At 71.5% G+C, this 13,884-nt stretch carries 17 protein-coding genes; 8 read left to right on the top strand and 9 right to left on the bottom strand.

The window, feature by feature from the left end; translation table 11 throughout:
* Positions 1 to 118 precede the first annotated feature (118 nt).
* The 3 genes from ACIBSW_RS18120 (at position 119) to eis (ending at position 3,360) form a co-directional block, all read left to right on the top strand.
* Positions 119 to 1,258, top strand: a complete 1,140-nt coding sequence (locus ACIBSW_RS18120; RefSeq protein ID WP_354726048.1) for a cellulose binding domain-containing protein — start codon at positions 119 to 121, stop codon at positions 1,256 to 1,258.
* An 87-nt stretch (positions 1,259 to 1,345) separates the two neighbouring features.
* Positions 1,346 to 2,128 carry a YhjD/YihY/BrkB family envelope integrity protein gene (locus ACIBSW_RS18115; RefSeq protein WP_354726046.1) on the top strand — a complete coding sequence of 261 codons (783 nt, stop codon included), beginning with the start codon at positions 1,346 to 1,348 and terminating at the stop codon, positions 2,126 to 2,128.
* A gap of 41 nt (positions 2,129 to 2,169) precedes the next feature.
* Entirely contained in the window at positions 2,170 to 3,360 is a 1,191-nt protein-coding gene (gene eis, locus ACIBSW_RS18110; RefSeq protein WP_354726044.1) for a GNAT family N-acetyltransferase, read from the top strand.
* Here the strand turns inward: eis and ACIBSW_RS18105 are convergent.
* On the bottom strand, positions 3,357 to 3,842 hold the full coding sequence (locus ACIBSW_RS18105) for a hypothetical protein (protein WP_354726042.1): 486 nt from the start codon (positions 3,840 to 3,842) through the stop codon (positions 3,357 to 3,359). The genes eis and ACIBSW_RS18105 overlap by 4 nt on opposite strands.
* A 140-nt stretch (positions 3,843 to 3,982) precedes the next feature.
* On the opposite strand from ACIBSW_RS18105, the gene ACIBSW_RS18100 reads away from it, so the two are divergent.
* On the top strand, positions 3,983 to 6,253 hold the full coding sequence (locus tag ACIBSW_RS18100; RefSeq protein ID WP_354726040.1) for a bifunctional diguanylate cyclase/phosphodiesterase: 2,271 nt from the start codon (positions 3,983 to 3,985) through the stop codon (positions 6,251 to 6,253).
* Between the two features lie 51 nt (positions 6,254 to 6,304).
* Positions 6,305 to 7,084, top strand: a complete 780-nt coding sequence (locus tag ACIBSW_RS18095) for a glucose 1-dehydrogenase (protein WP_354726038.1) — start codon at positions 6,305 to 6,307, stop codon at positions 7,082 to 7,084.
* Here the strand turns inward: ACIBSW_RS18095 and ACIBSW_RS18090 are convergent.
* The 4 genes from ACIBSW_RS18090 to ACIBSW_RS18075 form a co-directional block, all read right to left on the bottom strand.
* Positions 7,078 to 7,560: a DUF1877 family protein gene (locus ACIBSW_RS18090; protein ID WP_354726036.1), complete on the bottom strand. Its 483-nt coding sequence runs from the start codon at positions 7,558 to 7,560 to the stop codon at positions 7,078 to 7,080. The genes ACIBSW_RS18095 and ACIBSW_RS18090 overlap by 7 nt on opposite strands.
* A 42-nt stretch (positions 7,561 to 7,602) precedes the next feature.
* Complete coding sequence (locus ACIBSW_RS18085) at positions 7,603 to 8,136, bottom strand: SUKH-4 family immunity protein (protein ID WP_354726035.1); 534 nt, start codon at positions 8,134 to 8,136, stop codon at positions 7,603 to 7,605.
* 21 nt (positions 8,137 to 8,157) lie between these two features.
* Positions 8,158 to 8,448 (bottom strand): GlsB/YeaQ/YmgE family stress response membrane protein, encoded by a 291-nt coding sequence (locus ACIBSW_RS18080; protein ID WP_354726033.1) that lies wholly within the window; start codon positions 8,446 to 8,448, stop codon positions 8,158 to 8,160.
* A gap of 75 nt (positions 8,449 to 8,523) precedes the next feature.
* Complete coding sequence (locus tag ACIBSW_RS18075) at positions 8,524 to 9,159, bottom strand: TetR/AcrR family transcriptional regulator (protein ID WP_354726031.1); 636 nt, start codon at positions 9,157 to 9,159, stop codon at positions 8,524 to 8,526.
* Positions 9,160 to 9,248: 89 nt separating this feature from the next.
* Here ACIBSW_RS18075 and ACIBSW_RS18070 point away from each other — a divergent pair, with 89 nt between their 5' ends.
* The 3 genes from ACIBSW_RS18070 to ACIBSW_RS18060 are packed head-to-tail and all read left to right on the top strand — an operon-like array spanning position 9,249 to position 10,758.
* Positions 9,249 to 9,518 carry a hypothetical protein gene (locus tag ACIBSW_RS18070; protein WP_354726029.1) on the top strand — a complete coding sequence of 90 codons (270 nt, stop codon included), beginning with the start codon at positions 9,249 to 9,251 and terminating at the stop codon, positions 9,516 to 9,518.
* Positions 9,518 to 10,405: a methyltransferase domain-containing protein gene (locus ACIBSW_RS18065; RefSeq protein ID WP_354726027.1), complete on the top strand. Its 888-nt coding sequence runs from the start codon at positions 9,518 to 9,520 to the stop codon at positions 10,403 to 10,405. Before ACIBSW_RS18070 ends, ACIBSW_RS18065 begins: the two co-directional genes overlap by 1 nt.
* Positions 10,405 to 10,758, top strand: coding sequence for a hypothetical protein (locus ACIBSW_RS18060; protein ID WP_354726025.1), 354 nt, complete (start codon positions 10,405 to 10,407; stop codon positions 10,756 to 10,758). The genes ACIBSW_RS18065 and ACIBSW_RS18060 overlap by 1 nt, the downstream gene beginning before the upstream one ends.
* A gap of 73 nt (positions 10,759 to 10,831) precedes the next feature.
* Here the strand turns inward: ACIBSW_RS18060 and ACIBSW_RS18055 are convergent, their stop codons facing one another.
* The 4 genes from ACIBSW_RS18055 to ACIBSW_RS18040 are packed head-to-tail and all read right to left on the bottom strand — an operon-like array spanning position 10,832 to position 13,768.
* On the bottom strand, positions 10,832 to 11,089 hold the full coding sequence (locus tag ACIBSW_RS18055; RefSeq protein ID WP_354726023.1) for a hypothetical protein: 258 nt from the start codon (positions 11,087 to 11,089) through the stop codon (positions 10,832 to 10,834).
* Positions 11,086 to 12,630 carry a radical SAM protein gene (locus tag ACIBSW_RS18050; protein WP_354726021.1) on the bottom strand — a complete coding sequence of 515 codons (1,545 nt, stop codon included), beginning with the start codon at positions 12,628 to 12,630 and terminating at the stop codon, positions 11,086 to 11,088. Before ACIBSW_RS18050 ends, ACIBSW_RS18055 begins: the two co-directional genes overlap by 4 nt.
* Positions 12,627 to 12,968: a hypothetical protein gene (locus ACIBSW_RS18045; RefSeq protein WP_354726019.1), complete on the bottom strand. Its 342-nt coding sequence runs from the start codon at positions 12,966 to 12,968 to the stop codon at positions 12,627 to 12,629. The genes ACIBSW_RS18050 and ACIBSW_RS18045 overlap by 4 nt, the downstream gene beginning before the upstream one ends.
* On the bottom strand, positions 12,965 to 13,768 hold the full coding sequence (locus tag ACIBSW_RS18040; protein WP_354726017.1) for a prolipoprotein diacylglyceryl transferase family protein: 804 nt from the start codon (positions 13,766 to 13,768) through the stop codon (positions 12,965 to 12,967). Before ACIBSW_RS18040 ends, ACIBSW_RS18045 begins: the two co-directional genes overlap by 4 nt.
* Positions 13,769 to 13,884: the final 116 nt, after the last annotated feature.

Here is a 13,884-nt window from a genome sequence, read left to right as displayed (position 1 = left end):
CGGCCTCCGGGCCTTAGCATCTGCGCAATACCGCATAGACACTCATCGACGTTGCGAGCCCACCGTCGAAGCGCTTCGACGACCGCCGTGCGGTGCCATCTCTCGAGATTGGAAGCAGATGAGAAGGCCTAACATCGCGCTCTCGGTGGCCGCCGCCGTGGCCGTCACCGCGGGAGCGGGCGTCGTCACCGCCCTCCCCGCGTCCGCGGCCGCCGGCTGCCGCGTCGCCTACACGGTGAGCAGCACCTGGCCGGGCGGGTTCGGCGCCAACGTCACCATCACCAACCTGGGCGACGCGCTCACCTCATGGTCGCTGGTCTGGTCCTATTCGGCCGGTCAGACGGTCACCCAGGCGTGGAACACCGCGCTGACCCAGAGCGGCTCGACGGTCACCGCCAGGAACGCCGGCTACAACGGCTCGGTCGGCACCAACGGAACCGTGTCGTTCGGCTTCAACGGCTCGTGGACCGGCAGCAACCCGGTGCCCACCGCGTTCACCCTGAACGGGACCGCCTGCACCGGCACCACGACGCCGACCACCGGCCCGACGACCACGCCGACAACGCCGCCGACCACGGCGCCGACGACACCCCCGCCGACGGGCGGCGTGCCCTCGGACGCCGTCTGGGTCGGCTCCGGCCAGTGGGACAACTGGACCACCAACGGCTACACGATCTACAACAACATCTGGGGCTCGGGCGCCGGCACCCAGACGACGTGGGCGCGGTCACCGAGCAACTGGGGCGTGGTCGCCAACCACCCGCGCACCAGCGGCATCAAGTCCTACCCGAACGTCAGCTACACCCTCAACCGCACGCTGAGCTCGCTGAGTTCGCTCAACAGCTCGTACAACGTGACGGTGCCGGCCAGCGGTGACTACGTGACGGCGTACGACATCTGGGCCAACAACAACGCGTACGAGATCATGATCTGGGCCAACAAGCAGGGCGCGGTGGGTCCGATCGCGGAGCAGTACGACCAGAACGGCGCGGTGCCGACCGCCGCCAACGTCAGCGTGGGCGGCGCCACCTGGAACATCTACCGCGGCTCCAACGGTGCCAACGCGGTGTTCTCGTTCGTCCGCACCTCGAACAGCAACTCCGGCACGCTGAACGTGCTCGCGATGCTGAACTGGCTACGCACCAACGGCTGGTGGGGCGACGTGACCCTGGGCCAGTTCCAGCTCGGCTACGAGATCTCCGGCACCGCCGGCCAGTCCTCCTTCACCACCAACAGCTACAGCCTCAGCTTCGGCTGACCACGCCACCCGACGGGCCCGCGGCACCTCGGCGCCGCGGGCCTCCGGCACGTCCTGGCGATTTCTGGGTACAGGTAGTTGGTGTGGATGTGGAGAAGGGCGTTCCGGCCGCTGCGCGGGCGTGATGTGGCGCTGCGAGCGGCCGCGGTCACGTTCTACGCCGGCATCGCGGTGGTGCCGATCGCGCTGCTGGCGATCTGGGCGGCCGGGCGGGTCGCGGGCGCCGACCGGGTGCGCCGGCTGACCGGGCACACCATCGCGTCGCTGCCTTCCGACATCGGCGCGCCGCGCGCGCTCGCCGCCCTGATCGACGCGGGCCTGCAGCTGACGCCGCTGTTCGTGCTGGCCAGCCTCCTGCCGGCCACACTCTACGGCGAAGGTCTGCGGCGGGCCTTCGTCTCGCTGCGCGAGCCGCAGGGCCAGGACACCGCGGTGGGCTGGAAGGGCCGGCTGCTCGGGCTGCCGCTGCTCGCGGCGGCGCCGGCGCTGCTCCTGGCGATGTTTCTCGCGCTTCCCGCGACGAGTTCCCTATGGGTACGCGGCGGGTGGTACGCGGTGCTCGCGGTCGTACTGTCCTTTCTTGCCTGCTGGCTGCTGCTGACCCCGGTCGTGATCTGGGTGTACCGGTATATCGGGCCGGGCCGCCCGGACTGGACGGCGACCGTGCTGATCGGCTCGTTCACGGCCGCGAACCTGTCGGGGTTCCTGCACGGCTTCCTGCTGTTCTGCTCGCTGCCGCTGAACCTGGGTGCCCCGTTCGGCGGTTTCGATCAGATCGGGGGCATGATCGCAATCGGCCTGTGGCTCTACCTGCTCCACCTGGTCCTGTTGGCCGGCTACGCCGCGACCTGGAGCAATGAGCAATTTTAATTGCGGTGAGACCGGGCGGGACCGCTGGCATGATGGCCAGCGTGACGTACGAGGTGCGGCCGCTCGGGCCGGAGGATCACCAGCTGGCGTGGGACCTCGGCAGTCTCGCGTTCGGTTACCACGGGCAGGCCAAGCCGGAGGGCTGGAACCCCGACGCATCCGGCCGGCGTTCGCTCGGCGCCTTCGACCCGGCCGGGCGGTTGGTCGCCAAGGCCGTCGACCGCGAGCAGGGCCAGTGGTTCGGCGGCCGGGCCGTGCCGACCAGCGGCGTCGCCGGCGTCGCGGTCGCGGCCGAGCTGCGCGGGCGTGGCCTGGGCCGGCTCGTGCTGACCCGGCTGCTGCGGGACGCCCGGGAGCGGGGCGCGGTGATCAGCACCCTGTTCGACACCGTCCCGGCGCCGTACCGGGCGCTGGGTTGGGAGGAGGTCGGCGCGCTGGTCTACTGGACGGTGCCGACCCGGGTGCTGGCCGAGATCCGCCTCGATCCCAAGACCACGCTGCGGCCGGCGACCGAGGCCGACATCCCCGCCGTGTACGAGATCTACCGCGAGGTGGCGCGCGCGGGTACCGGCATGATGGAGCGTTCCGGGCCCGCCTTCGGGGCGACCCCCGCGGAGCTGCTGGCCGACTACCACGGCTTCACCGTCGCCGTCGACGACGCCGGCGCCGTCGTCGGGTACGCCGGCTGGGATCGCGGCCCCGGCTACGACGCGACCGGCCGGCTCACCGTCGACGACCTGATCGGGCGGACGCCGGAGGCGACGCGCACGCTGCTGGCGATGCTGGGCGGCTGGGCCAGCGTCGCGCCGACCACGCTGATCCGGCTGGGCGGCGCCGACCCGGTCTGGTCGCTGCTGGCGCGCGGCGACGCCCGGCCCGAGTCCGCTCAGCCGTGGATGCTGCGCGTCGTCGACGCGCCTGGCGCGGTCGCCGCCCGCGGCTGGCCGCGGCACCTGAGCGCCGAGGTCGACCTGGAGCTCGTCGACGACGTCTGCCCGTGGCACCAGGGCCCGCACCGGCTGGTGCTCTCCGGCGGGGACGGCCGGCTGGAGCCGGGCGGCGCGGGCACGGTCCGGCTGACGTCGCGGGGCCTGGCCTCCTGGTACGCGGGCGCGGCGACGCCGCAGCAGCTGCGCCGCAGCGGCTTCCTCACCGGCGGGGACGCCGACACCGACGAGGCGCTACGCGCCGCGACCGCCGGCCCGGTGCCGACCCTGCACGACTACTTCTAGTCGGTGTCCGAGGTGTAGGTCAGCGTGAAGGGCGGCGCGGAGCCGTTCAGCGGTTCCACGCCGCCGCCGGGCCGGGCGGCATAGGCATGGCCGTCCTGTACGTAGAAGTTCCACGACGGGTGCAGCGACGACTCCTCGCGCGCCTGGCCGATCCAGCCCTGCGTCGACGAGCGCCGCGCCAGCCACGCCGGCACCGCCAGGATCAGTTCGTACATGGCGTCGTCGAGGACGAACGTGCGCACGAAGAGGCCGAACGAGCCCGGCCGGTTCAGGTACGGCCGCTGGGCGACCAGCGACCGGACGCCGCCGCCCGGCAGGGTGTCGTCCGGCTCGGTGACCAGGCAGGGCCAGTCGATCTCCAGCTCGGGTTCCTCGGGCGCCTGCGCGGTGAGGCCCAGGTGAAAGCGCACCTCATCCAGGAACGACGCGGGCGTGTCTGGCCGCAGACGCAGCGAGAGCGTCCACTCGTAATGCAGGCTCACCAGCCTCGACCCGCCCTACGCTCAGCGCAATGGTGCGGATCACCCTAGCGCTTGCCCGAGGCACCGTGATCTGGCAAACAACATACGTTTTGCACGGGGTTGGCAACGGGTTTGCACCCGTCGGTCGGTATCCATGAGGCGTGACCAGTCTCCCCCGGGCCAGCCCCGCCGCCGCAGCAGCCGTCGGTCACCGCTGGTACCTCGGCATCGGCGGCATCGTGCTGGCCGTCGGGTCGATGGTCAGTCCCCAGATCCGGCCCTGGGTGTACATGGCGGTCACCGCGTCCGTGATGGTCGCCATCGCGTTCGGCGTGCGCCGATACCGGCCCGCGTGGCCGGCACCGTGGTGGCTGATCGTCGCGGGAGTCGGCAGCACGCTGCTCGCCAACCTCGGCTGGGCGATGGCGCTGACTCCGGCCGGCGAGCCACGGTTCCCGTCGGTCGGCGACCTCTTCTACGCGGCGGCGCTGGTGCTGCTGGCGCTGAGCGTCTACCGGTGGGTGCGGCCCGGGCAGCGCCGCGGCGCCGTGGAGGCCGCCATCATCACGCTCGGCGTCGGCGCGTTCTCCTGGGCGCTGGTGATCGAACCGTTGCTGTTCGACGGCCGCTTCAGCGGCCTGCGGCTGGGCAGCTATCTGCTCTACGCCGGCATCGACCTGGTCATTCTCGTGCTCACGGTACGCGTCGTCGTGGTGTCCCGGGTGAGCACGCCCGCCTACCGGCTGATGGCCTCCTCGGCGTGCCTGCTCATCCTCACCAACACCGTGAACTTCGCCGCCCTGCTGTCCGGCACGAAGCTCGACACGCTCACCGCGCTCGGCTGGCTGGGCGCGTACGTGCTCATCGGCGGCGCGGCGCTGCACCCCTCGATGTCACGCAGCACCGGCAACGTCGCCATCAATCCGTCACCGGCGCCGCGCCGGCGAATGCTGATCTACGTGTCGCTCATCCTGGCCATCAGCGGGCTGACCGTCTACAGCCTGGTGGCCGACCTGGGCCCGCGCTCGCCCCGGACCGTCGTGCTGGAGCTGCTCGGCTGCGCCATGTCGGTCCTGCTGATCTTCCGGCTCTCGCAGCTCGCCACGCTGCTGAACCGCCGCGCCCTGCTCGACGGCCTCACCGGGCTCGGTAACCGGGCGCTGCTCCAGGACCGCCTGGACAACGCCGCTCCCCCGGACGAGGTGCTGCTGCTGGTCGACCTCGACGGCTTCCGCGACCTCAACGACAGCTTCGGCCACAAGGCCGGCGACGCGGTGCTGCTCGAGGCCGCGCGCCGCCTCCGCACGGTCGTGCCCTACAACACCACGGTGGTACGGATCAGCGGCGACGAGTTCGCCATCCTCGCCGCCACCGGCGACGGCGTCGACGGCCCGGCCGTCGCACAGCGCATCCTCGACGCGCTGCACCACCCGTACGAGCTGCCGGGCATGACGGCCCGGCACCTCGCGGCGAGCATCGGGGTCGTGCCCATGCCGTCGAACGCACCGCGCACGCACGCGCTGCGCGACGCCGACCTGGCGCTGCGCAGCGCGAGGCACCAGGGCGGCAAGCAGTACGCCGTCTACGACGCCGCCGTGCACGCCGAGCGCCTCGCCAACACCCAGCTCGTGGCCGACATGCACCACGCCCTGGAGGCCGGGGAGTTCAGCGTCCACTACCAGCCCGTCGTCGAGCTGGCCACCGGCGACATCGTCGCCGCCGAGGCGCTGCTGCGCTGGACCCGCCCCGACGGCACCTCCATCCCGCCGATGCAGTTCATCCCGCTCGCCGAGCAGAGCGGGGCCATCGTGGCCATCGGCGCCTGGGTCATGGCCCAGGTCTGCGCCGACCTGTCCACCCTGCACCACGAACACGGGCTGTCGGTCACCGTGAACGTCTCCGCGCATCAGCTGCGCGATCCGCGCTTCGCGCAGAGCGTTCTCGAGCTGCTGCGGCAGAACGACGTGCCGGGCTCGGCGCTGATCGTGGAGATCACCGAGACGGTGCTCATCACCTCGGTCGTCGACGCCGCCACCTCGACCGAGCAGCTGCAGACCCTGCGCGACAACGGTGTCCGGATCGCCATCGACGACTTCGGTACCGGCTACTCCTCGCTGGCCTACCTGCGCCAGCTGCCCGTCGACATCCTCAAGATGGACGGTTCCTTCACCGCGGAGCAGATCGAGCAGGGCGCCGCGCAGGATCTCGCGTTCATCCGCACCATCCTGGAGCTGAGCCGCATTCTCGGGCTGCAGACCATCGCCGAGGCGGTGGAGACCGCCACCCAGGCCGACCGGCTGAACGGCCTCGGCTGCGACCTGGCGCAGGGCTACCACTTCGCCCGCCCGGCGCCCGTCGCGACCCTGCTCGACGCGCTCCAGCGGCGCGGCGCCCAACCCGTGGTCGCGATGGGTACCGCCGCCGCCGGCTGATCTGCCGCCGCCGTCTGGACGCCGCGGGCGATCGCGGCGATCCTGGACGACGTGAGCGACTACCCGCGCGGGCTGGCCGCGTTCTCCCTGCAGGGCCGCAAGGCGCTGATCACCGGCGGCAACCGCGGCCTCGGGTACGCCTTCACCCGGGCCCTGGCCGACGCCGGCGCCGCGGTCGCGTTCATCGGCCGCGACGCGGACGCCAACCGGGCGGCCGTCGAACGACTCGCGGAGGCCGGCGTCGACGCGCACGCCATCAGCGCCGACCTGACCCGCGACGACGACGTGCAGCGCGGCGTCGACGAGGCCGTCGAGGCCCTCGGCGGACTCGACACGGTCGTCAACAACGCCGGCGCCTGCATACACAACCCGGCCTGGGACGCCACCGACGAGCAGTGGCAGCAGGTCTTCGACCTCAACGTCCGCGCGGTCTGGAAGGTCAGCCTCGCCGCCGGCCGCCACCTGCGCGCCGCCGGCGGCGGCTGCATAGTCAACATCGGCTCCATCTCGGGGCTCATCGTCAACCGGCCGCAGGCGCAGGCGCCCTACAACGCCTCCAAGGCCGCCGTACACCAGCTCACCAAGTCGCTCGCCGCGGAATGGGCGCCGGACAACATCCGGGTCAACGCCGTCGCGCCTGGCTACGTCAAGACGGAGATGGCCCCGGTCGACCGGCCCGAACTGCGCAGAATGTGGATCGAGGACGCCCCGCAGCAGCGCTACGCCATGCCCGAGGAGATCGCACCCACCGTGGTGTACCTCTGCTCCAGCGCGGCGGCCTTCGTCACCGGCTCCGTCCTGGTCATCGACGGCGGCTACACCGTCTACTGATCGACGGTGAAGATGACGGCCCGCCCGGCGGCCGCCGCCCGGCCGTAGAAGTCGCGCACCCGCGTGAACCAGTACCAGGTGTACTCGAAGTCCTCGTCGCCGAGCACGCCCTGGTAGCTCACCGGGTCGATGCGGTCGTACCGCTGCCGCATCCAGGTCTCGTCGACGGCCTGGAGGCCGGCGGCGACCTGGGCCACCTCGTCGACCAGCACGTGACTCACGACGTAGTCGTCGCCCTCGTAGTGGTGGCCGCCGCCGAGCACGGCCAGGTCGAGCGGGGACAGGCGCCGGCCGCTGCCCAGGGTCCCGTCGCTCAGGCACCGGTGCATGGCGTCCCAGGCCTTGTCGGTCTCGCAGTCCAGCGGCTCACCGTCCCAGTCACCCATCTCGACCTCCTCGACGAACGCCCGAACCTCGGCGTCGTCGCGGGTCGCCATCAGCGCGGCTTCCTGTTCGGCGGTGAGCCCAAAGAACATCCCTCGACATCCCACGGCCGCACGGTACCCGACCCCGGAACCTCAATAGAGCCAGCGGTCGAGCACGCCGGGCCAGTACTGCCGCTCGTGATCGCCGTCCCCGATGGCGGCCGGATCGATGGCCTCGATCCGGCGGAGGAGGTCGGCGAGTTCGGCGAACGCCTGCTCCTCCGCCTCGGCGCTCTCGTCCCAGCAGTCAAGGACCGTCGACTCGGCGAAGCAGCGGCCGACCAGGTGCAGCGAGCACAGCCACCGACTGATCGAGGAGTTCACGAAGGAGCTGTCTCCCCGGCCACCCGCCGGCCACAGGCGAACCTCGCCGGTCTCCGGCACGGCGCCGTACTCCCACTCGTCGTCGGATTCGAACGCCAGCCTGTACATCGTCGGCGCGGCGCGGAATTCGACTCTGTGGACGAGGTCGTCCAGCAGCGGCACGCCGGTGGAGATCAGCGCGGCCTTCGCCGACCGCGGTAGCCGCCATGCCGCCACGTCTGTCGCGTTCGCGCGCACGACGCGCCCGCGTCCGGCCCAGGATTCGAGTTCGTCAACCGTCGGAGGCGCGGAAAGATCAGGCATGGCCAGGATCGTACGAGCCGCCTACCGGGTGTCGGGGGCCCTGCCCGATCGGCGCAGCAGCCAGCCGGCGATCGGGATCACGATCAACGTGCCGATGATCGCGCTCAGGATCCCGCCCCAGTCGAAGATGTCATCGTCGCCGATGCCCATCCCGAGGGTGAAGATGACGTACCCGAGCATCGCGCCGGCCAGGCCGAGCCCCACCGAGACCAGCCACGACGCCGGCCCGCTCATCTTGCGGAAGACGTCGCCGGGCATGAGCACTCTCGCGATGACGCCGGCGACGAAGCCGAGCAACAAAGCACCGATCATGTGGCCAGCTTCGACCCTCCTCGCCGCACCGGCATCATCCGCACGGGGTGATCCTTCGGGTATCGGTCCGCGTGGTCAGTCCGGCGCGCCGAGCACGGCGGCGACGCCGTCCACGAACCACCGCTCGAATCGCTCGACCGGCCACCCGCGCTCGCGGACCAGCCAGTCGTAGTTGCGGACGTCCTGCGCGAGCCACAGCACGTCGGCGGCCCGGTCCTGGCTCACCAGCACCTCGCCGGTGGCCGCGAGGTCGGCGGCGAACATCATCATGCCGCGGCGCCGGTCCTCGAGGTTCTTGCGCCAGATCGCCGCGGCGTCGGCGTCGGCGGTCGCCGCACCGGCCAGCGCCAGCATCACGTGCACCTGCCGGGCGTGGGTCTCGGCGAGGTGGCGGGCGAACCGGGTGAGCTTCGCCCGCAGTCCGGTCAGCTCGCGGATGTCGGCCACGAAAGACCGGTCCGCCATCGCCACCCGCTCGTCGTCGCCGGCCAGGGTGACGTCGACGAGATCGGAGAGCAGCTGGCGTTTGTTGCCGAACACCGCGTACACGGTCTGCACGGCGACGCCGGCCCGCGCGGCGACGGCGGTCAGCGGTGTGGCGGCGTAGCCCGGGTCCACGAAGAGTTCGGCGGCCGCGTCGAGGATCGCTCGGCGGGTCTGTCGGGCCTGTTCCTGACGCCGGGGCGAGACGTAACGCCGGTTGACAGCCACGGGTGCAGCGTAGTCCACTATTCGATAGAGCTTCACTCTAACGACTAAACAACGGGGGCCGGCTTATGCCGTACGGCGTCGTGCAAGACATGCCTGGAGTCAGCGAGCAGGAATACCGGCAGGTGGAGAAGCACCTCGGCCCGGACCGGCCGCCGGGCCTGCTGGCCCACGTGGCAGGCCCGTCCGACGAGGGCTGGCGGATCATCAACGTCTGGGTCGACGAGGCCGCGTTCCGCAGGTTCCAGTCGGAGCGCCTGGTCCGGGCCGCGGGGCTGGCCGCCCAGGAGGAGGGCTTCGATCCGGCCAAGGCCGCCTGCTTCCGGTCGGCCACCGTCGACGGCGCCGAGATGCCGTTCTGATGGCCGACACCGCCACGCTCCGGGCCCGCAACGCCGACCTCTGGGCCCGGATGGCGCGGGGGTGGATCGATCAGGCCGACCGGCACGACGAGATCGGCCGCCCGCTGGGCGCCGTGGCACTCGACTGGCTGCGGCCCCGACCCGGTGAGCGGGTGCTGGACGTCGGCTGCGGGTGTGGCGGCACGACCGCCGAGATCGCGCGGGCCGTCGGCCCGTCGGGCGGCGCGGTCGGTCTCGACCTCGCCGAGGCGATGGTGGCGGCGGCGCGGGACCGGTTCACCGGGCCGGACGGCGCGGGACCGCGGTTCGTCACCGGCGACGTCGAGACGCTCGACGCCGTGCCCGGGGCGCCGTTCGACGCCGTCTACTCCCGGATGACGTTGATGCTGCTCGCCGATCCGGTCGCCGGCCTGACCACGGTCCGGCGGTCGATGCGAGCCGGCGCCCGGCTGGCCGCGACGGTGTTCCGCGACGGCCGGGTGAACCCCTGGCTGCCCGTGGCGATGCTCGGTGCGGCGGCGCACCTGGGACCGTTGCCGCCGCTGCCGACCGGCGACGAGCCGGGGCCCTTCGCGTTCGCCGACGCGACCCGGGTGACCCGCCTGCTCACCGCCGCCGGCTTCGCCGACATCGGCGTCCATCCGTACGACGTCGCGCTGGACGCGCCGGACGATCCGGAAGCGGTCACCGAATGGCTCATCGAGATCGGCCCCGCCGGTGCGGCCTACCGGGAGGCCGAGCCCGCCAACCGGGGGCGCGCCCGGGCCGGGGCGGCACGCCTGCTCGAACGATTCCGCACGGCCGGCACCGGATACCGACTGCCGACCGGGCTCTGGTTGATCACCGCCCGCTCGGCCGGAGCGGCATATGACGAGAACGAGGCATGATGAACAGACCGTTTTTGTACACCCTGTCGGTCGCGGTGCTGTTGGCCGCGGCTGGATGCGGCGGCACCGATACCGCCGTCCCGGCGGACGACAGGCCACCCGCGGCGGCGGGCGGCTCCTACTCGGCGAAGGACGTCTGCGCGTACCTGAAGGGCGAGATCCCGGCGCTGAGGGAGGTCGGCAGCCCGGTCGGGCGGCACGCCAACCTGGCCGGCAAGCTGGCCACCTTCTTCGAGTCCCACGGCAAGCCGGAGAACGGCGCCGTCCTGGACGCGGCGACCAAGGCGGAATGTCCGGCTGTGCGCACGGACGTGCTCACCCTGATCGACGTGGACAGCTTCGCCTCGTTCTAGCCGCCGCGGGAGCGTGGTTCACCGGGCGACGATGACGGGCACCGGCGGAGATGCCGGCGCTGTCGATGTCGGGTCACCACGTCACTACGTGCCAGGCGACGCCGGCCGTGCCGGCCAAGGCGAGTGCTCCGAGATAGCCCAGGACCAGCCGGGTGTCGCGCAGCACGCATCGGGACCGGGTCAGCCCGGCGCGGCGTGCCCGCCAGTAACCGGCGAACCCGAGCGCGGCGAAGGCCATGACCGCCAAGGGGCCGGCGACCCACGCGACCAGTGCCACAGTGGCGTATACGCACAGTCGCAGCGGGTCGTACGGCTCGCCCGGCCCGCTCACGACCGGGTACCGGGAAGGCGCTGGGCGGACAGCGCCGGCCAGGCCTGGACGGCGCAAAACGGCGCGCACTGGTGCCGGCCCTGATCGCGGGTGGCGACGTGCACGCAGCACTGGGTCAGTCGCTCCTCGATCATCGTATGCATGTCCATGAACGGTTTGACGGTGACCCGCTTGACCCGCTCGCCGAGCAGTTTGCGCAGCCGCGCCCTGCCCCCGGGCAGCGCCGACGAGGCGAGCGTGGTCAGCGTGGACATGCCGAGATCGCAGTTCTCGCAGATGTCCCGCCACAGATCACCGACGTTGGGATGTGACAACGAGGACTGCTCGGAGAGCAGGCCGAGCAACGAATCCTTGACCACCGCGCGCAGCGTCACCGGAAGCCGCGTGTCTGCGAACCGGTTGGCCACCGCGTCGGGCTCCAGGTCGAGAAACTCCCGCAGGCGATCGTGCCCGATGAGCGCGGTGAGTGAACGCCACTCACCCGCGTCATCGCGCAGCAGGTAGCCGACCGAGCAACAGTGCGGGTGCGAGCAGGGCAGCGCGGTGAGGTCCGGCCAGGTGACGACCCCGCCGGTCTGTGGACCGAGCCGGGCCAGCACGCCCGTGTGGGTGAGCCGCTCGTTCGGATCGATCGGCCGGGACCGACCGGAGCCGAACTGCGGCTGAATGCATATTCCGCCGACGTACGCCGTGTCCAGCGCCCGTTTCAGCACCGCACCGATCTCGTCGTCGTTGACGCCGAGGGCGGCGGTCATGGTGAGCGTCGTGAAGATCCCGCGCTCGCTGAGCCGGTCGATCGCCCGTTCCTTGAGCCGGCTCAGGTCCGCACCGCGATGGTGCCGGCTCGTCGCCGCCGACGGCCCGTCGTACTGCAGGTAGACCTCGACCCGATCGCGGTGCTGGGCGAGAAGGTCGAGCAGCCCGTCGTCGCGGGCGATCGTGACCCCGTTCGTGTTGACCAGTACGCGGACGATGTTGCGTGCCACCACCTCGCGGAGCAGCTCGGCGAAGTGCGGGTGGAGCGTCGGCTCGCCGCCGGAGAGCATCAGGACGTCGATGCGGCCGTTCTCGCGGGACAGCCGGACGTCGATGCCGGCGAGCACGTCCGCCGGCGGGACCACACCGGCGAGCGCCGGTGACGAGTCGGTGAAGCAGGTGGGGCAGCGCAGGTTGCAGTGGTCGGTGAGGTCGGCGAGCAGGATGCAGGTGTGCTGGGTCTGCATCTCCGGCAGGCCGCGGAGGTAGCCGGCCGGCACCGGCTCGAAGTTCCCCTTCGTGTCGGGCTGGTGTGCCTTCGTCGGCGCGGTCCACCGCTCGAGATAGGTGAGGATCTCCGGCGACTCGTCGTACAGCGTCCGCACCAGACCGTGGGTGCGGCAGCCCCGCTCCAGCCAGACCCGATCGTCGCGCTCGGCGAGCCAGCCGGACAGCCGCTCGACCCGTTCCAGAGGAAGGTTCGGTTGCTCGTCGTGACACCGCGGGCAGAACGCGTTGACGTACCGGCGGATTCTGTCGCCTCGAAGGCCCATCCCCGTCGTCATTGCCCTCCTCCCGCGTTCAGCAGGGCGAGACACCCGCCGAACGACACGAGTCCGCCGATCGCCCACCCGATCATCAGACCCACGCCGCGGCCGCCGTCCTGCCGGACGGTCAGCACGATGCCGGTGACCAGCAGGGCGGGGACGAGCAGGGCCTGAAGGGCGAGGTAGCCGAGCCCGCCGAAGATCAGCCCGTCCGGGGTGGTCAACCCGAGCAGGATCGGCACGAGGGTCAACAGCTGGACGCCCATCGCGATCGCGAACCCGATCGCGACCCGGCGGGACTCGATCGGGCGCCGTTGCGGTGGCGGCACCGGATTGTTCTGCTGCCAGGCGGTCACGCTCTGATCTCCGTCCGATGAGCCGCGGCGCGCGCCCGGTGGCGGCGCACGGCGTGCCACCCCGCGAGCGGCGCGCACGCGAGCAGGAACAACTGGGGGCGCGTCAAGCCGGCCGTCACCACTTCATTGCCGCGCACGAACTCGACCGCGAAGCGGAAGACGGCGTACCCGATGAGGTAGAGCGTCAACAGCCCGCCCTCGTCGGTCCTGGCCGTCCGGTCGCGCAGCAACAGCAGGACCACGAACGCGACCAGGTGAAACGCGATCTCGTAGAGGAACGACGGGTGCAGCGGGACACCGGCCGGTCCGCCGGGCACCTGCGCCGCCTCCTCCGGGCTCAACCTCACGCCCCACGGCAGGGCCGTCGGGGTGCCCGGTCGCTCCGACAGCAGACAACCGACTCGGCCGACCGCCATGCCGATCGCGACCGCCGGGGCGAACAGGTCACCGGTACGGCCCGGGTAACCGCACAGCCGCCTGGCCAGCAGCGCGCCGGCGTATGCGCCGACCAGGCCGGACAGGATGCTTCGGCTGCCGTACAGCCACTGCTCGGCCAGGGTGGCGTTGTCTCGCAGGTCGAGGTGCTGAAGCCAGGTGCCCAAGCGGCTGAGCAGCAGACCACCGACGAGTGCGCCGGCAACCACCACCCAGATCCGGTCGTCGACCGGCCGGCCCAGCCGGGCGCGCCGCCGGACCTGGGCGCCGAAGACCAGACCTGCGACGAGGATGCCACCCGCGACGCAGGCATCGTGCGTCCGGATCTCGACGCGGCCCAGATCAGCCAGGATGGGATGCAGCACGGGGGCGGGCTGTCCGAAGCAGGGATGACACGAGTGGCATCTTACCGTTTAAATCGGACTAAAGCGGCGAATCCCGAACACTCCCATCAATGCCCGGCCGTGCGTGCCGAGGTGCT

The sequence above is a fragment of the Actinoplanes sp. NPDC049668 genome, from assembly GCF_044465445.1.
GTDB lineage: Bacteria > Actinomycetota > Actinomycetes > Mycobacteriales > Micromonosporaceae > Actinoplanes.
This window is presented reverse-complemented; position numbering and strand designations above follow the sequence as displayed.